Below are 17,243 nucleotides of genomic sequence, written 5' to 3' on the forward strand. Positions count from 1 at the left end.
GCAACACTTTTCCCACCACGAACAAGGCTGCGACCCATGGACCCGATCATCGCTGCGACTCATGCCGATCCTTATCCTTATTACGCGCAGTTGCGCGCTCAAGGCGGACTGGTTTTTCACCAGGGACTGAAACTCTGGGTGGCCAGTAGCGCCAAAGCCGTCTCGGCGGTGCTTACGCATCCTGACTGTCACGTGCGGCCGACTCACGAACCAGTGCCCAAGGCCATTGCCAGTGGCATGGCCGGCAAGGTCTTCAGTCAGTTGATGCGGATGAACGAGGGCGAACGCCAGCGCTGCCCGAGATCGGCGATCCAGCCGGGGCTGGCGCTGATTGACGTGGAAGAAGTCAACGTGTTGGTCGGTGCGCGGTTGCTCAGCCCCGACGCCGAAGGGCTGCACAAGGCAATGTTTCTTGGCCCGGTGTGCGTAGTGGCGGCGTTGCTAGGGGTTTCGCCCGCACAGGCTCGGGTGATCAGCCAGCTGACCGGGGATTTCGTCGCGTGCCTGTCGCCCCTCAGCGCTCAGGCACATCTGGACGCTGCCCATGCGGCGGCGGAGCAGTTGCGCGGTTACTTCATTGAGTTGCTGGACGACCCGGACAATCAAAGCGCCCTACTTGCCGGTATCCGCCAGCGGTTTTCGGCAAGCTCCGCCGACAGCGAAGCCCTGATTGCCAACCTCATCGGCCTGTTCTCCCAAACCTATGAAGCCACCGCCGGGCTGATCGGCAATGCGTTACTGGCGTTGATTCGACATCCGCAGTGGCTGAACGATTCGATCAACATTGACGACCTGTTGGCCGAAGTCCAGCGCTTCGATCCGCCGGTACAGAACACTCGTCGCTTCGTCGCCGCACCCTGTGAAATCGAGGGGATGAACTTCAATGCGGGCGATGTGATCCTGGTGCTGCTGGCGTCGGCCAATCGCGATCCGCAGTTCAATGAGCAGCCTGATGCATTCATACTCGAACGCCCGCAGCGACGCAGTTTCACCTTCGGTGCCGGTCGTCATCAATGCCCGGGGCAGGTACTGGCCATGAGTATCGCCAGCGCCACGCTGAGGCAGATTTTGGCCTTGAAACCCGCGCTGGAGCACTTGACCTGGCGCTACCGCCCTTCCCTGAATGGCCGAATCCCACTGTTCTCGTGAAGAGCACGCGTGCGCATTTGTTACATCAGGTTAAGGGTGTAATGACTGGCAATGCGTTTATCGCGAGTGACTTTCTCCCTAGAGTCACTCTGATAAACGTCAGCGAGGCGCCATCGATGCAAACCCAACTGGACAAAGCCCTGAGCGCTTTTGCGCGAGCAGACCTTCTGCAAGGCCCCACGCCCATTCAACGAGCCGAACGCCTCGAACAGCTGTTGGGCCTGGGAGCGCGGGGAATTCGCCTGTTTCTCAAACGCGACGATCATATGTTGCTCGGCGGTGGCGGCAATAAACTGCGCAAACTCGAATTCCATATCGGTGTGGCGCAGCGGGCCGGCATTGATACGATTATTACCGTCGGCGGCGTGCAGTCCAACCATGCGCGCCTGACCGCCGCAGCCTGCGCACGCCTGGGCATCGCCTGCGAATTGATCCTGACGCGCTCGGTCCCCAAGACTGATGTGGATTACGAACTCAACGGCAATGTGCTGCTCGACCAATTGTTTGGCGCGCAACTGCAAGTGCTGGCAGGAGGCACCGACTCGCTCGCCCGGGCCGAGGCTCGCGCGGCGCAACTTCGGGACGCGGGACACAAGGTGCTGGTGATTCCCATGGGCGGCTCAACGCCCCTCGGCAGTCTCGGTTATGCGCGTTGCGCTGCAGAAATCACGCAACAGGAGACGGCACTCGGCCTGCTCTTCAATCAGGTCGTGGTGCCCAACGGCAGCGCCGGCACCCACGCCGGGCTTGCGGCCGGCTTCCAGTTGCTGGACCGAGGGGCCTCGATGGTCAAGTCTTATTCGGTGTTGTCGGATCGGGAATCGTCAGCCGCCAGAACCCTGAAATTGACCCAGGAGACGCTGGCATTACTCGGCGGCAACGCCAGCGTGCGGCCAGAAGAGGTTGTGATCGACGGCAGTCAGTTGGGCGAGGGATACGGCCTGCCGACGCCAGCCATGCAAGACGCCGTGCGCCTGATGGCTCGCGCCGAAGGTCTGTTGATCGACCCGGTGTACTCCGGCAAGGCGTTTGCCGGCCTGGTGGCGGATCTCGAGCAAGAACGTTTTCGCGCCGGGGACAACGTGCTGTTTGTGATGACGGGCGGGACACCGGGGTTGTATGCGTACCGGGAGACGTTTCAGGGTTAGCACGCCAGATTGACCGCGTTATCGTTCATCGCCAGCAAGCCGGCTCCTACAGGGATTGCGTACTTGCCGGCGATGGCGGCATGACAAACAACACACCTCCCCCTGACGCGCCAATCAATCATCCCGCGTCAAAACCTCCAGCAATTCAATCTCGAAAATCAGGTTCGAGTTCGGCGGGATCGCCCCCATCGTGCGCTCGCCATAGCCCAGATGCGCCGGCACCAGCAATTTGCGCTTGCCACCGACCTGCATCCCCATGATCCCCTGATCCCAGCCCTTGATCACGCGCCCGGTGCCGATCACGCACTGGAAAGGTTTGCCCCGGCTGTAGGAAGAATCGAACTCGCTACCGTCTTCCAGCCAGCCACGATACTGGGTGGTGATCAGCGCACCTTTGACGGCAGCTTTGCCGTCGCCCGCTTCAAGATCGATTACCTGCAGTTCATCATTCATCATGTTCACTCTAATGTTCACTCGCCCAATTGGACGTAACGGCGCCGTTTTCCCAGAAACGTGCGCGATTGGCAACCTATTCGACCTGTTTCTGCCATTAGTCGTGAACTAAGATATGCAGCACCTACCCTAGGGATCAAAACGCCATGACGGCAATCTCTGCATGATTCATGTCTGGACCGGCGCAGCCATTTGCGCGTTGCTGCTTGCCCTGATTATCGCGTTGCTCTGTCGCGAGCGTTCGCTGCGAAAGCAGCTCGACGAATATCGCGTGCTCATCACCCATCTGTCCGAACGACAAAACATCCATCAGGACAGCGACGCCGAACGCTTCAAACGCAGCCAGTATTTCGCTCGCATCGGCACCTGGGACTGGGATGTCGACACCGATCGGCTCTACTGGTCGGACGCGATTTACGGCATGTTCGGCTTCAAGATCGGCGAAGTGACGCCCTCCTACGCCTTGTTTTGCGCCTGCGTGCATCCCGACGACCGGGTCAGGGTCCGGGCCGGTGAGCTGCGCTGCCTGGAAACCGGCGAGAACCATGACGAGGAATACCGGGTCATCTGGCCCGACGGCACCATCCGCTGGTTGCGCGAGACCGGCAACGTGGTGAAGAACAACCACGATGAAACGATCAAGATGATGGGCGTGGTCCGCGACATCACCGAGGAAAAAGCCTCCGCCAGTTACCTGCAGCACCTGGCCCATTTCGACCCGTTGACCGGTCTGCCCAACCGGCTGGTGCTCGAAGAGCGTTTGTCCGAGGCGCTGGAACAAGCCCGAATCACCGCCACCCGAGTCGCACTGGTGTTCGTCGACCTCAACGGTTTCAAGGCCATCAACGACCGTTACGGCCATGCCGCCGGCGACCGCGTTCTCGTCACCACCGCCACACGCCTGAAGCGAATCCTGCGCTCAACCGACACCGTCGCCCGCATCGGTGGCGACGAATTCGTGGTCATCCTCCAGGGCCTGCCGCAAGGCGGCAGTTTGCAAGACGAAGCCCGCAACATCTGCCAGAAAATCTTCGTCGAACTCTCACCTCCCGTCACCATCGGCAACGACCAGCGCCACATCGGCACCAGCCTGGGCGTCGCGGTGTTCCCGGACCATGCGCCGAGCATGGACCGGTTGATTCATATTGCAGACCTGGCGATGTATGAAGCCAAGCGCAGCGGGAATAATCAGTATCGGTTGGGCACCGAGCCCCCGGTGCGGGTTCACAGCGAATAGGGTTTGACGCGCCACTGGCCGACATGAAGCTGCACGATCAACCTGACTTAACCGAAAGCAGTCAGGCCCTGGGTTTTCCGTTAACATCCTGCGCAAAATCTCCTTCCGTGAACAAGGACATCACACCATGAGCACTAACAGCATCGTCTTGCTGGTCATTTTGGCCGTTCTGGTTCTAGGCATTCTGTACGTCATCGGGCTCTTCAATAGCCTGGTTGCCCGCCGCAATGAAATAGCAAATGCCTTCGCGCAGGTTGAGGTGCAACTCAAGCGCCGTTATGACCTGATCCCCAATCTCGTAGCAACCGCCAAAGGTTATCTGACCCATGAGCGCGAGACGCTCGAGGCCGTCATCGCCGCCCGCAACAACGCACTGGCCGGGCTCAAGGCCGCCCAGGCTCAACCGGGTGACGCGCGAAATATTGCGCAACTGAGTCTGGCCGATGGTGTACTCAGCAGCGCCATGGGGCGACTGAATGTCACCCTGGAAGCCTACCCGGAACTCCAGGCTTTGCAGGCCATGCAGCAACTCAGTGAAGAAATCAGCAGCACTGAAAACAAAGTGACTTTCGCGCGCCAAGTATTCAACGACGCGGTGCTGACCTACAACAATCTCAAACAAAGCTTCCCCGCCGTGCTACTGGCCGCTCGCTTCGGCCATGCCGCCGATGCCACCCCGCTGGAATTCCCCGATACCGCGTCTATCCAACAAGCACCTCAGGTTTCCTTCTAAAACGCTTTGCCCACGGATGGTCCGATGAATTTTTTTGAGCAACAGCGCCAGGCCAGACACCGAACGGCGCTGCTCGTCCTGTTGATGATCCTGTCGGTGCTAAGCCTGATCACCATAACCTGCCTCGCATTCAGTCTTGACCATGCGAATGACGGCAGCCGCAGATTGACCCTCAACTGGCAAGCCGTCGGGGTTGTGGCGCCGTTAATCATCGGCGTTGTTCTGCTGGGCAGTCTGGTCAAGTACGCAGAGCTCCGGGCCGGCGGCAAGGTCATCGCAGAAAAACTGGGTGGACGTCAGCTCAATCACGGTGGGCGAACGCTCGAAGAGCAACGCCTGATCAACATCGTCGAGGAAATGGCGCTTGCCTCAGGCATCGCTGTGCCGACGGTCTATCTGTTACCGGATGAGGGCATCAACGCCTTCGCGGCCGGGTTCACCCCCGAAGATGCAGTGATCGGCGTGACACAGGGTGCGATATCGCTGCTCACGCGAGAAGAGCTGCAAGGCGTGATTGCCCATGAGTTCAGCCATATCTACAACGGGGACATGCGCCTCAACATGCACATGCTGGCAATCATTAGCGGACTGCTGGTGCTCGGACTGGCGGGCAGCCTGATATTGGTCAAAGCGAGTCAGAGCAACCACCGTGACCAACGACTGAAACTGGCGGGTGTACTGATCGGCATTTTTTTGTGTATAGCCGGATTCGCCGGGAGTTTTTTTGGCAGTCTGATCAAGGCCGCCGTCAGTCGGCAACGTGAATTTCTGGCCGATGCCACGGCGGTGCAGTACACCCGAAATCCGCAGAGCATTGCCGGTGCACTGAAAAAGATTGGCGGTCATGCACAAGGTTCGCACATCAAGGCCGTCAGGGCCGGTGAGTTCAGTCACCTGTATTTCAATACTGGCGTGTCGTCGGCAATGGATCGTTTATTTGCAACCCATCCTGATTTGAGTGAGCGAATCCGGCGGATCGATGCGCAATGGGACGGCGTTTTTCCTCACGTTGAAATCCCTCGTTCTCAACTAAAAAGGAACTGAATAAACATTGGGGGTTTCTGCTCATCGGCTTTGTTGCAGGTGAAATAAGCAACAACGCGCCATCCATACAATCATTGCAGGCCCGGCTTGCGCCCGTCGTCTCAGCCTTTATCCTTGTACCCCCCGCCGTACCGAGTTCTGGAGTTTCCCCATGCCCCATGAAGGCAACCTGTTGCAAGCCGCTGTCGTGTTCCTGTTCGCGGCGGTGCTCACCGTTCCTTTAGCCAAGCGCCTGCAACTCGGGGCGGTGCTGGGTTATCTGTTTGCCGGGGTGATCATCGGGCCGTCGGTACTGGGGCTGATCGGCAACCCGCAAAGCGTCAGTCATATTTCCGAGCTCGGTGTGGTGTTGCTGCTGTTTATCATCGGCCTGGAGCTGTCGCCGCGACGCTTGTGGGTGATGCGCAAATCGGTGTTTGGCGTCGGTCTGGCGCAGGTGCTGCTGACCGGATCGGTGATTGGCGTGGTGGCGCTGTTCGTGTTTGGCCAGCCGTTGAACAGCGCGATTGTGCTGGGGCTGGGCCTGGCACTGTCCTCCACGGCCTTCGGCCTGCAAAGCCTGGCCGAACGCAAGGAATTGACCAGCCCCCATGGGCGCCTGGCATTCGCGATTCTGCTATTCCAGGACATCGCAGCGATCCCGCTGATCGCCATGGTGCCGTTGCTGGCGGGCGGTGATCACACCAGCACCGCGACTGAGGATTTGAACCACGGCTTACGGGTATTGGGCAGCATCGCCGTGGTGGTGATCGGCGGACGGTATCTGCTGCGGCCGGTGTTCCGCGTGGTCGCCCGCACCGGTCTGCCGGAGGTTTCCACCGCCACCGCGTTGCTGGTGGTGATCGGCACGGCGTGGCTGATGGATCTGGTCGGCGTATCGATGGCACTGGGCGCGTTCCTCGCCGGTTTGCTGCTGGCGGATTCCGAATACCGCCACGAACTGGAAGCGCAGATCGAACCGTTCAAGGGCCTGCTGCTGGGGCTGTTTTTCATCAGCGTCGGCATGGGCGCGAATCTCAGCCTGCTGCTCAGCGCGCCGATCACCGTGCTGGGCCTGACCCTGCTGCTGATCGCCATCAAGCTGCCTCTGCTGTTTGTCGTGGGGCGACTGGCTGGCGGTTTGGGCAAGGTCAGTGCGATTCGCCTCGGCATCGTACTGGCGGCGGGCGGTGAGTTTGCGTTTGTGGTGTTCAAGATCGGCCGCGACCAGAATTTGTTCGAACCGCGCCTGTACGATCTGCTGGTGCTGACCATCACCCTGTCCATGGCGGTGACGCCGTTGTTGTTGCTGATCTGCGCGCGACTTGTCAGCCCCAAGGTGCAGCCGGTGGTGGTGCCGGAGAAATTCCGCGAGATCGACACCGACGAGCCGCGTGTGGTGATTGCCGGCATGGGCCGGATGGGGCAGATCGTCGCCCGTATCCTGCGCGCGCAGAACATCAAGTTCGTCGCCCTCGACACCTCGGTGGAAACCATCGAACTGTCGCGCAGCTTTGGCGGCGTGCCGGTGTTCTACGGCGACCCGATGCGCCCGGAAATCCTCAGCGCGGCCAAGATCGAGCACGCTGAATACTTCATCATCGCCACCGACGACCCGGACACCAACATCAAGACCGCCGAGGTGGTGCACCGGCTGTATCCGCACATCAAGATCATCGCCCGCGCCCGTAACCGTCAGCATGTGCACCGCTTGGTGGACTTGGGGGCCGAGGCGATTCGGGAAACCTATTATTCGAGCCTGGAAATGAGCCGGCGCACGCTGGTGGGATTGGGCCTGACCCAGGCGCAGGCGGATGCGCGGATCAAGCGTTTCCAGCATCACGACGAGCAAGTGCTGGAAGCGCAGCATGCGGTGTATGACGACGCGGCGAAGGTGTTGCAGACCGCGCAGGAAGCCAGGGCGGAACTGGCGAAGCTGTTTGAGTCGGATCAGCTGGAAGAGCAATCCGCGAAGGGTTGAGGTGAATGTGAGGGCCTCACCGCGATGAGGCCCTCAAACTCAACGAATAATCACCCGCCAATCCGCGTCAGGAACACCCGCGTCACCCGCCGCTCCTCAACCGCCATCACCGTCATGCGCCAGCCTTCCCACTCATGGCTGTCGCCAATCATCGGCAGTCGATCCAGCAAGCTCATCACCAGCCCTGCCAAGGTCTGATAGTCCTCGGTCGGTTCTACGGCGAACCCGGTCCGTTGGCGAACCCGCATCAGGTTCAATGCACCATTGACCCTGAACCCGCCCGGCTCTTCCACCACGTCCGGCCCCTCGATTTCGCTGGCGTCGGGCAACTCACCGGCAATCGATTCGAGAATGTCGGTCATGGTCAGCACGCCCACGAAGTCACCGAACTCATTGACCACAAAGGCGATGTGCGTCGAGGCTTTGCGCATCTGTTCCAGGGCATTGAGGATCGAATAACTATCCAACAAATTGATGGTCTTGCGCGCCAGATGCTCAAGGTCCGGCTCGTTGCCGGCCAGGTATTCCTTGAGCAATTCCTTCTTGTGCACGAAGCCCAGCGGCTCATCCACCGCACCGTCGCGTATCAACGGCAGGCGCGAGTAGGACGAATGCATCAGCCGTGTACGAATGGCTTCGGCATCGTCGGACAGGTCGATGTGATCAACGTCGGCGCGTACCGTCATCAACGTGCGAATCGGGCGCTCGGCCAGTTGCAGCACGCCGCTGATCATCACCCGCTCACGACGGTCGAACAGCTCTTCGCCCGGCGCCTCGCCGTTGTCGAGCATGTCGGCAATCTCTTCACCGACCTCTTCCACCGCCAGTTTGCGACCACCCAGCAAACGCAAGACCGCGTGGGCCGTGCGCTCGCGCATCGGTCGCAGGCCCTGCATGGACTTTTTGCGGCGCGCCCGGGCGATCTGGTTGAACAGCTCGATCAGGATCGAAAAACCAATGGCCGCGTACAGGTAACCCTTCGGAATATGGAAGCCCAGGCCTTCAGCGGTCAGCGCGAAGCCGATCATCATCAGGAAGCCCAGACACAGCATGATCACCGTCGGGTGTGCGTTGACGAAACGGGTCAGCGGCTTGCTGGCGACAATCATCAGGCCGATGGAGATGATCACCGCGATCATCATGACCGCCAGCTCATCGACCATGCCCACGGCGGTAATCACCGCGTCGAGGGAGAACACCGCGTCGAGCACCACGATCTGCGCGACGATCGGCCAGAACAGCGCGTAAGCCGTGTTGGACGAGCGCTGGCCAACATGGCCTTCAAGTCGCTCGTGCAATTCCATCGTCGCTTTGAACAACAGGAACACACCACCGAACAACATGATCAGGTCACGGCCGGAGAAACTGTGCTCGAACACCTCGAACAGCGGCTGGGTCAGGGTCACCAGCCAGGAAATACTCGCCAGCAGGCCCAGGCGCATCAGCAAGGCCAGGGACAGACCGATGATTCGCGCACGGTCACGCTGCTCGGGCGGCAGTTTGTCCGCCAGGATCGCGATAAACACCAGGTTGTCGATGCCGAGCACCAGCTCCAGCACGATCAACGTCAACAGGCCCAGCCACGCGGTGGGGTCAGCTATCCATTCCATAAAAACGTCTCGATCTCTTCAGTGAATTCAGAATGCCGGGCACGGCAAGGCGCGGCGCAGAGGCCGTGGAGTTGCAATGACAAGGGTGTTCGGAAGGCGAAAGACCGGGTGTTTCGCGTGTATCAGGCGCGCAAGATGGCGCTGAGAGGAAGGATAACTGGGGGGCTCCGAGAGGGTGTTCATGCAAGTCCTGAAAGGAAAAAGGCCTTGGAGCGTACAGGTGAAAGCGACTTTTCCTACAGTCAGAAATCATTACAAAATCTGTAGAAGGTCAAAAGATCGCAGCCTACGGCAGCTCCTGCAGAACATCGTCGAACGACTGTAGGAGCTGCCGTAGGCTGCGATCTTTTAACGGTCTTTCACCCGCTCGATATACCGCACCACCGCCGCTGACTTCTCGAACCGCCGATAAACCAACGACAACCACGAGCTCGCCTCACACCCTTTGATCGACCGGTAAACCACACCGGGCAACCCGACGTGCCCGACCACCGACTCCGGCACCACCGCCACGCCCTGCCCCAGCGACACCAGCGCCAGCACCGCCACCAGCCCGCCGGGTTGCGCCCCGAGTTTCGGCGCAAACCCGCCCTCGGCGGCGACTTGCAAGGTGCCGCTGATCTGCTCCGGCAGGATGAACGTCTCGCCCTGCAAATGCTCCGGGCCGATCTCGCTCAAACGGCACAGCCACGACTCGCTCGACAGCGCCAGCACAAAACCTTCCGCGTCGAGGCGAATGGCTTCCAGCCCCTCGGGCAACGTCATGGGTGAACGCACATAACCGATATCGAACCGGCCTTCGAGGACCATCGCCGGCAAGCTCGCCATCGGGCTTTCGCGCACGTTGAGGCTGACGTCCGGGCATTCGCGGCTGAACGCCTGCACCTGCTTTTGCAGCAGGCCCGAGTACACCGCAGAAGCCACGTAACCCAGCTCGATATGACCGATATCCCCTCGCCCGGCGCGCTGGGCGTTGCGTTGGGCGTATTCGAATTGCCGCACCGTCGCCTCGGCTTCGATCAGCAGTGCAGCGCCGGCTTCGGTCAGGCTGACTTCACGGGTCTGGCGCACGAACAGTCGCGTGCCGAGTTCGTTCTCCATGTCCTGGATCTGTCGAGTCAGGGTCGGCGGTGCGATACCGAGTTGTTCGGCGGCACGCGTGAAGTTGCCTTGCCGGGCAACGGCCAGAAAGTAGCGGAAATGCCGTATGTCCATGGGCGCATTAGCTCAAAGGTAATGAAATGCCGGTTTTCGGCTAACGAAGCCGGCAAGCGGTCGCGATAAGCTCATTCGGCAATCACAGTAGAGAGCCCACAGCATGTACGTCAAACCCCTTTTCGCCGTTACAGAAAGCAGCCTTGTGCAAAAGGCAATCCGCTCATGAGCCGCGTCAATCCGCGCCTCACATTGTTGACCGCCTCCGGCGTGTGTTCGTTGATCGTCCTCGATACCAACATCGTCGCCGTCACCCTGCCGACGATTGCCCGGGATCTGGGTGCCAATTTTGCCGACATCGAATGGGTGGTCAGCGCCTACATGCTCGCCTTCGCCGCCCTGTTGCTGCCGGCGGGCAGCATCGCCGACCGCTTCGGCCGGCAGAAAACCCTGCTCTGTGGCCTGGGGATTTTCATTCTGGCGTCCATCGGTTGCGGTGCTGCGCCCAACGCGTTGTTCCTCGACATCGCACGGGCGATCAAGGGGGTCGGCGCGGCGTTGCTGTTGACCTCGGCCCTGGCCTCTATCGGCCATACGTTTCACGATGAAGTGGAACGGGCCAAGGCCTGGGCGTTCTGGGGCGCGTGCATGGGCGTGGCGATGACCGCCGCGCCGACCGTCGGCGGCTTGATCACCGAATTCATTGGCTGGCGCTGGATCTTCTACCTCAATTTGCCGGTGGGCCTGTTCCTGATGGTCATGGTCTGGCGTGCCGTGCCGGAATCCCGCGACCCTCAATCCGCACGCCTCGATCCGTGGGGCAGCCTGGCGTTCAGTGGCAGTTTGTTGTGCCTGATCTGGGGCCTGATCGAGGCCAACCGGATCGGCTGGAACAACCCGATCACTTACGCCCGACTGATCGGCGGTGCGCTGTTACTGGGGTTGTTCGTCGTGATCGAGCGGATGCAGCGGCGGCCGATGGTCGACCTGCAATTGTTCAAACATCCGCGCTTCATTGGCGCGCTGCTGGGCATGTTTGCCTACGCCGGCTGCGCGCAGGTGATGATGACGTTGCTGCCGTTTTATCTGCAAAACGGCTTGGGTTTCTCGGCCATCGCCTCAGGGCTGGGCATGTTGCCGTTTGCCCTGACCATGTTGATTTGCCCGCGTATCGGCGTGCGCCTAGCCAGTCGGTTTGCCCCGGCCACGTTGATGGCGACCGGTTTGACCCTGGTCGGCAGCGGCAATCTGCTCAGTGCCTGGGCGGTCAGCAGCGGCGGTTACCTGCCTTTCGCCCTGGCGATTGCCGTCACCGGCGCGGGCGCCGGGCTGCTCAACGGCGACACGCAGAAAAACATCATGGCCTGCGTGCCCAGGGAACGCACCGGGATGGCCTCGGGTATGAGCACCACCATGCGTTTCAGTGCGATCGTGCTGGCCATCGGCGTGTACGGCGCGTTGCTGTCCAGCCATGCCGAACAGTTGTTGCGCGCAGATTTGTCGGCACAAGGCGCGCAATGGCTCGCCCAGACCCAGGGCATCGCGTCGCGGGTGGTGGCCGGTGACATGCCGGCAGCGCTGGACCTGTTGCCGGAAGCCGCGCGCAGCGTGGTCGAACCGTTGGCCCGACAGGCGTTCGTCGGCGGCTTCAGTCTCTTGTTGTTGGTCGCCGGATTACTCGCATTGCTGGGGGCGTTGGTGGTGGGCACGTTGATGCGCAATCCGATTCCCGCCCCATCGGCTGCCGCCATCAGCGCGAAGGCTTGAAGGATGCCAGAGCCAAGTCATCAATTTTCATCCCGGTCTCGTTTTCCTGCTTGACATTAAAGTGAGCTTTAAGCTTAGCCTCTGTTCTCCACTGATGAAGAGTCAAGCATGTCGCCCTTCCAAGCGTTGAATTTGCCCAACGGCCAGACAATCGGCAATCGCATTGCCAAAGCGGCGATGGAAGAGAACCTTGCCGACACCGGGCAGGCGCCGTCCGATGCACTGTTTCGCTTGTACCAGGCCTGGGCCGGGGGCGAAACCGGGTTGTTGCTGACGGGCAATGTGATGATCGACCGCCGCGCCATGACCGGCCCCGGTGGCGTGGTACTGGAAGATGAACGCGACATGGAACGCTTTCGCCAATGGGCAACGATTGGCCGCTCCGGTGGCGCGCAATTCTGGATGCAGCTCAATCATCCTGGGCGCCAGACCATGGCCAACCTCGGCCAGCAAGCGTGGGCGCCCTCGGCGGTGGCACTGGATCTCGGTTCATTTTCCAAGATGTTTGCCGAACCCAAACCGATGTCCGAGGGCGATATCGCCGAGGTCATCACGCGCTTCGCCACCAGCGCTGCCCTCGCCGAAAAAGCCGGCTTCACCGGCGTGCAGATTCATGCGGCGCACGGTTACCTGATCAGCCAGTTCCTGTCGCCATTGACCAATCGCCGCACCGACCGTTGGGGCGGATCGCTGGAGAATCGCGCACGCTTGTTGCTCGACGTGATCAGCGCCGTTCGCCAGGTCGTATCACCGAAATTCTGCGTCTCGGTAAAACTCAACTCGGCCGACTTCCAGCGCGGTGGCTTCGACGCCGACGATGCTCGCCAAGTGATCCAGTGGCTCAACGAGCAACCGATCGATTTGCTTGAGTTGTCGGGCGGCAGCTACGAAGCACCGGCCATGCAGGGCGAGGCACGCGATGGCCGGACCCTGGCGCGGGAAGCGTACTTTCTGGAAATGGCCGGTGAACTGGCGAGTGTGGCGCGTATGCCGGTGATGGTGACTGGCGGGATTCGGCGCTTGGCGATCGTCGAACAAGTGCTCGACAGTGGCATCGCCATGGCCGGGATCGGCACGGCGTTGGCCCTCGAACCGCAGTTGGTCAAACACTGGCGCGAAGGCCGGAACAGCCATCCGCAACTGCCGCCGATCCAGTGGAAACGTAAACCGTTGGCCGCGCTGGCGAGCATGGCTGTGGTGAAATTCCAGCTCCAGCGCCTGAGCCGTGGCCGCAAGCCCCGGCCTGAGGTGTCGGCAGTCTGGGCGCTGATCCTTGACCGTTTGAACATTGGGCGGCGTACGCGGCAGTACCGACAGGCGATGGGGAAGTAATCGGAAATCAGAGCGTAGACCGCGTCACACCCATCGCCGGCAAGCCGGTCTCGCTCCCACAGGTATTGCGCCGATCCTGTGGGAGCGAGCCTGCTCGCGATGGGGGCATTGAATCCACCAAACTACCGTCCGGAGAAACGCAGTCGCGACAGCTCCCTCAAATCCCCCGCCAGGTAATAATCATCAGTCCAGCTGTCATCCGCCTTCAACGGCTGCACCTGTTTGAGCGCAAGTTTCTTCGCGAAGTAGCGAAAGCGGTAATGCTCGTAAAACCGCAGCAACTCCAAACCATAACGATCAGCCAGATCGGTATCGCCGCGCACGATCAGGTAGTTTTCGTCGTTGCCGTTACTGGCCGCAGCGCTGAGGTTGTGGCTGCCGCTGATGATCGTCGGCGCGTCGCTGGTGAAGTCGGTGACCACGGCTTTGGTGTGCACCAGCAAATTGCCCTTCTGACCCTTCATGTTCTCTCGAAGCCAGCCCTCCAGCCCGGTGTTGAGCAGCGCAGTCGCGGCAAATTCGGCGCTGCGATCAGCGTGAAAACCGGTGATGCGGCTGGCGGTGTTTTGCAGGCCGTAACGCAAAATGTCGTCGTGGGGCTGGCCGAGCAGCGCGTTGAGAATGTCATCGGGCAAGGCGAACGCAGTGACAAACAGCACGTCCTTTTTCGCGGCGTTGATGATCTCGACAAACGCCCGCAAATCACCCTGCCCCGAACGCGGTGAGAACCCGGCGAACAGCGGTTGCTGCGGGTCTATCGGGTTGTGTTGCGTGATCCATTGCCGGGTGACGCCGACGTCGTCCGGTGTTGCCCAGACTTGCTCGAAAGTCTGCAGATAGCTGGCGCCGATACGCGCGTCGTCCAGCACATGCACCACGTTAGCCTGGCGATAAACGCCATTGGGCGTGAAATTGGTGCTGCCGCACAGCACCGCTTCAGGCTGAAGCTGCCCGGCGGCATCGACCCGGCTCAGCACCATGAATTTGTTGTGGAAGATGTTGTGAGTGACACGCCCGCGCTTGTTCGCCGCCGGGATTTTTTCCAGGCTGGCCTGGTTGATGACGGTGTCGTCATCGTCGGGTTGTGCGTGATACAGCACGCGAACCTTCACACCCCGTTCGAACGCCGCGTTGACGGCGTCGACGATCACCTGCAACTCGTACTCGTAAATGGCAATGTCCAGCGCCCACTGACCATCCACCGCCCGTTCGATAAACCCCAGCAAGCGCCCGAGCAAACCGTTTTCCAGCCACTGGCGCGGCGCATCGGGCCAGGCCTCGATGGGCAGGTTCTTATTGGCGCTGATCAACGCGTCGAGATCGGGAAACTTGCGCTGGAATGCCTGGCTGGCGGCCACCGCGCGGTTGAAAATCACACTCTGATTGTGCGGCAGGCCGTTGTCGGACGTGACGGTCACCTCCAGAAATTCGCCCAGCTGCGGTGCATCCGCGCTGCCATAGGCGAGGTGGATTCGGTAATGGATCGTCATCCCCGGATTGACCGCGTAATCGGCCCAGCGAAATTTCTGCAACGGCGCGAGGTCGCTCGGGGTGGCGTGAAACTGCGGGAACGTATGAGCCTTGCCGGGGAACGTCAGGCTATTGAACAGGAACAACCAGGGCTTGCTGCCTTGCTGTTTTTCGATGGCGAAACCCAGCAGGCCTTTACGGCGGGATTCGGCCAGGTCCATGGCCAGCAGCACGCCGTTGGTGCCGGCGTAGGCTTTGACGCGGAAATCGTCCTGACTGTTTGTGGCTAGAACACGCATGCTTCACTCCTGTGAATGGCTGCTTTCAGAGCATAGGGCAGGGATGTCGGTAAGCCGTGATTATCCAAAACCAAATGGATGCCATCGCGAGCAGGCTCGCTCCCACATTAGATCTACAGTGAACACATTATTTGCGAACGACATAGCCCCCCTGTGGGAGCGAGCCTGCTCGCGATGGGGCCAGAGTAAACACCCAAATAACTCAGCCTGAAACCAGCTCATCAATATGCCGATAATCCGTTTGCAGCTCCGTCGCCAACTGCCGCGCCCGCCCCAGCCGGATCGGCCCACGCTCGATGTCGATCAGCAGCCCCGGACACGCCAGCGCCGGTAACCCCGACCACTCCTTCAATCGCCCATCCGTCACCAGCAACAACCGTTGCTGCTCCGCCGGAAAGCGTTTTTGCCGGACCGCGAGCCATCGCCCCGCTTCGCCCAGTGCCGCCAGCAACGGCGTACCGCCGCCCGCGCCAAGGCCATCGAGCCAGTGGCGCAATCCGCTGGAAGCTTTCAACCCCTGCACTTGCCACTTCGGCGCATGGCCGCTGGCGGTCAGCAACGCCAGATGCGCACGCTGGCGATAAGCGTCGTCGAACAACTGCGCCAACAGCCCCTTGGCGTCGCTCAAGGCCTGATGGCGACGCGTCGAGGCCGAGGCATCGACGATCACCAGCCACAGCTCATGGGGCGAACGGGTGCGCAATTGAAACAGCACATCCTGGCGTTGGCGCGGGCGGCCGTTGAGCAAGGTGCCGGGCCAATTGATCGAGCCGCTGCGGGCGGCATGACGCTTACCCTGTTTGCCGTGGTCCAGCCGTCCGGCGCGGGGCCTGGCATTCGCCCCCGCGTCAGATCGAGGGCGAATGCCTAGGGCTTTTTTGGCCAGCTCGGCACTTCACGTCGAGCACCGACCGGCAGCGCCTGCGCGGGCATTTCGCCCCATTGACCCTGGCCTTCGCTCGGACTGGATTGTTGCGGCGCGGGTTGCCGGGCCTGCTGCGGGGCTGGTGGCGACTGTTCGCGACGGCGATGGCGCAAGGCGAACTCGGCAACGGCATCGATATCTTCCTCGGCAATGGCGCTCGCCCCCCGCCATGCCGCATGGGCACGGGCGGCACGCAGCCAGACCAGGTCAGCGCGCAGCCCATCGACACCGGCGGCGAAACAGCGCTCGGTAATCTGTGCCAGCGCCTCATCGTCGAGGGGGATGCTCGCCAGTGTGCTGCGCGCTGTCTGGCAACGCTCACGCAACGACTGCTGCTGGCTTTCCCACTCGGCGCAGAAGCGTTGCGGATCGCTGTCGAAATCCAGCCGCCGACGGATGATCTGCCCACGCTGGGCGGGTTCGGTATGACCGCTGAGGGCGACGTTCAGGCCAAAGCGGTCGAGCAGTTGCGGACGCAACTCGCCCTCTTCCGGATTCATGGTGCCGATCAACACGAACTTTGCCGAATGCCGATGGGAAATGCCGTCACGCTCGATCAGGTTGGTGCCGCTGGCGGCAACGTCGAGCAGCAAGTCCACCAGGTGATCGGGCAGCAGATTGACTTCATCGACGTAGAGCACGCCGCCGTCAGCCTTGGCCAATACACCGGGAGAAAATTGCGCGCGACCTTCGCTCAGGGCGGCATCAAGGTCGAGGGTGCCGACCAGGCGTTCTTCAGTGGCACCCAGCGGCAAGGTGACGAACTGACCGCTGGCGAGCAGGTCCGCGAGGCCTCGGGCCAGGGTGGATTTGGCCATGCCGCGCGGACCTTCGATCAGCACGCCGCCGATTTTCGGGTCGATGGCGGTGAGGTACAAAGCGAGTTTGAGATCGTCGGCGCCGACCACGGCGGATAAGGGGAAATGTGGGGTGTCAGTCATTATCAAATCTCGGTCATGGT

General features: G+C 61.0%; 14 protein-coding genes. 8 read left to right on the top strand and 6 right to left on the bottom strand.

The features are described 5' to 3' along the window. The first annotated feature begins 36 nt into the window (after positions 1–36). Both IB254_RS04665 and IB254_RS04670 read left to right on the top strand, forming a co-directional pair. A complete protein-coding gene (locus IB254_RS04665) occupies positions 37–1,149 on the top strand; it encodes a cytochrome P450 (protein WP_192416576.1) in 1,113 nt (370 codons plus the stop codon). Positions 1,150–1,265: 116 nt separating this feature from the next. Beyond that, positions 1,266–2,297 carry a D-cysteine desulfhydrase family protein gene (locus tag IB254_RS04670; RefSeq protein ID WP_192416577.1) on the top strand — a complete coding sequence of 344 codons (1,032 nt, stop codon included), beginning with the start codon at positions 1,266–1,268 and terminating at the stop codon, positions 2,295–2,297. A 114-nt stretch (positions 2,298–2,411) separates the two neighbouring features. On the opposite strand, the gene IB254_RS04675 is transcribed toward IB254_RS04670, so the two are convergent. Next, positions 2,412–2,750, bottom strand: a complete 339-nt coding sequence (locus IB254_RS04675; RefSeq protein ID WP_032832522.1) for an FKBP-type peptidyl-prolyl cis-trans isomerase — start codon at positions 2,748–2,750, stop codon at positions 2,412–2,414. A 163-nt stretch (positions 2,751–2,913) separates the two neighbouring features. Between IB254_RS04675 and IB254_RS04680 the strand changes: the two genes are divergently transcribed. The 4 genes from IB254_RS04680 (at position 2,914) to IB254_RS04695 (ending at position 7,724) form a co-directional block, all read left to right on the top strand. Then, positions 2,914–3,987, top strand: a complete 1,074-nt coding sequence (locus tag IB254_RS04680) for a sensor domain-containing diguanylate cyclase (RefSeq protein WP_192416578.1) — start codon at positions 2,914–2,916, stop codon at positions 3,985–3,987. Between the two features lie 127 nt (positions 3,988–4,114). After that, positions 4,115–4,720 (top strand): LemA family protein, encoded by a 606-nt coding sequence (locus IB254_RS04685; protein WP_192416579.1) that lies wholly within the window; start codon positions 4,115–4,117, stop codon positions 4,718–4,720. Positions 4,721–4,744: 24 nt separating this feature from the next. Next, positions 4,745–5,764: a M48 family metallopeptidase gene (locus IB254_RS04690; protein ID WP_192416580.1), complete on the top strand. Its 1,020-nt coding sequence runs from the start codon at positions 4,745–4,747 to the stop codon at positions 5,762–5,764. Between the two features lie 151 nt (positions 5,765–5,915). Beyond that, positions 5,916–7,724, top strand: a complete 1,809-nt coding sequence (locus IB254_RS04695; RefSeq protein WP_192416581.1) for a monovalent cation:proton antiporter-2 (CPA2) family protein — start codon at positions 5,916–5,918, stop codon at positions 7,722–7,724. A 50-nt stretch (positions 7,725–7,774) separates the two neighbouring features. Here IB254_RS04695 and IB254_RS04700 read toward each other — a convergent pair whose 3' ends face one another. Further along, entirely contained in the window at positions 7,775–9,334 is a 1,560-nt protein-coding gene (locus IB254_RS04700) for a TerC family protein (protein ID WP_192416582.1), read from the bottom strand. 348 nt (positions 9,335–9,682) lie between these two features. Continuing rightward, entirely contained in the window at positions 9,683–10,549 is an 867-nt protein-coding gene (locus IB254_RS04705; protein WP_192416583.1) for a LysR family transcriptional regulator, read from the bottom strand. A gap of 165 nt (positions 10,550–10,714) precedes the next feature. Between IB254_RS04705 and IB254_RS04710 the strand changes: the two genes are divergently transcribed. Beyond that, complete coding sequence (locus IB254_RS04710; RefSeq protein ID WP_192416584.1) at positions 10,715–12,256, top strand: MFS transporter; 1,542 nt, start codon at positions 10,715–10,717, stop codon at positions 12,254–12,256. A 108-nt stretch (positions 12,257–12,364) separates the two neighbouring features. After that, on the top strand, positions 12,365–13,588 hold the full coding sequence (locus IB254_RS04715; protein WP_192416585.1) for an NADH:flavin oxidoreductase/NADH oxidase family protein: 1,224 nt from the start codon (positions 12,365–12,367) through the stop codon (positions 13,586–13,588). Between the two features lie 122 nt (positions 13,589–13,710). Here the strand turns inward: IB254_RS04715 and IB254_RS04720 are convergent, their stop codons facing one another. From IB254_RS04720 to IB254_RS04730, 3 genes are all read right to left on the bottom strand, one after another. Continuing rightward, a complete protein-coding gene (locus tag IB254_RS04720; RefSeq protein WP_192416586.1) occupies positions 13,711–15,357 on the bottom strand; it encodes a phospholipase D-like domain-containing protein in 1,647 nt (548 codons plus the stop codon). A 202-nt stretch (positions 15,358–15,559) separates the two neighbouring features. Then, positions 15,560–16,171 (bottom strand): vWA domain-containing protein, encoded by a 612-nt coding sequence (locus IB254_RS04725; protein WP_192416623.1) that lies wholly within the window; start codon positions 16,169–16,171, stop codon positions 15,560–15,562. Between the two features lie 53 nt (positions 16,172–16,224). Next, entirely contained in the window at positions 16,225–17,223 is a 999-nt protein-coding gene (locus tag IB254_RS04730) for an ATP-binding protein (protein WP_192416587.1), read from the bottom strand. Positions 17,224–17,243: the final 20 nt, after the last annotated feature.

The sequence above is a fragment of the Pseudomonas sp. PDM03 genome (genome assembly GCF_014852385.1).
In the GTDB taxonomy this organism is placed as follows: domain Bacteria; phylum Pseudomonadota; class Gammaproteobacteria; order Pseudomonadales; family Pseudomonadaceae; genus Aquipseudomonas; species Aquipseudomonas migulae.

Coding starts and splice junctions, on each gene's coding strand:
- IB254_RS04665 (WP_192416576.1), top strand. CDS start 37: ATGGACCCGATCATCGCTGCGACTCATGCCGATCCTTATCCTTATTAC.
- IB254_RS04670 (WP_192416577.1), top strand. CDS start 1,266: ATGCAAACCCAACTGGACAAAGCCCTGAGCGCTTTTGCGCGAGCAGAC.
- IB254_RS04675 (WP_032832522.1), bottom strand. CDS start 2,750: ATGAATGATGAACTGCAGGTAATCGATCTTGAAGCGGGCGACGGCAAA.
- IB254_RS04680 (WP_192416578.1), top strand. CDS start 2,914: ATGATTCATGTCTGGACCGGCGCAGCCATTTGCGCGTTGCTGCTTGCC.
- IB254_RS04685 (WP_192416579.1), top strand. CDS start 4,115: ATGAGCACTAACAGCATCGTCTTGCTGGTCATTTTGGCCGTTCTGGTT.
- IB254_RS04690 (WP_192416580.1), top strand. CDS start 4,745: ATGAATTTTTTTGAGCAACAGCGCCAGGCCAGACACCGAACGGCGCTG.
- IB254_RS04695 (WP_192416581.1), top strand. CDS start 5,916: ATGCCCCATGAAGGCAACCTGTTGCAAGCCGCTGTCGTGTTCCTGTTC.
- IB254_RS04700 (WP_192416582.1), bottom strand. CDS start 9,334: ATGGAATGGATAGCTGACCCCACCGCGTGGCTGGGCCTGTTGACGTTG.
- IB254_RS04705 (WP_192416583.1), bottom strand. CDS start 10,549: ATGGACATACGGCATTTCCGCTACTTTCTGGCCGTTGCCCGGCAAGGC.
- IB254_RS04710 (WP_192416584.1), top strand. CDS start 10,715: ATGAGCCGCGTCAATCCGCGCCTCACATTGTTGACCGCCTCCGGCGTG.
- IB254_RS04715 (WP_192416585.1), top strand. CDS start 12,365: ATGTCGCCCTTCCAAGCGTTGAATTTGCCCAACGGCCAGACAATCGGC.
- IB254_RS04720 (WP_192416586.1), bottom strand. CDS start 15,357: ATGCGTGTTCTAGCCACAAACAGTCAGGACGATTTCCGCGTCAAAGCC.
- IB254_RS04730 (WP_192416587.1), bottom strand. CDS start 17,223: ATGACTGACACCCCACATTTCCCCTTATCCGCCGTGGTCGGCGCCGAC.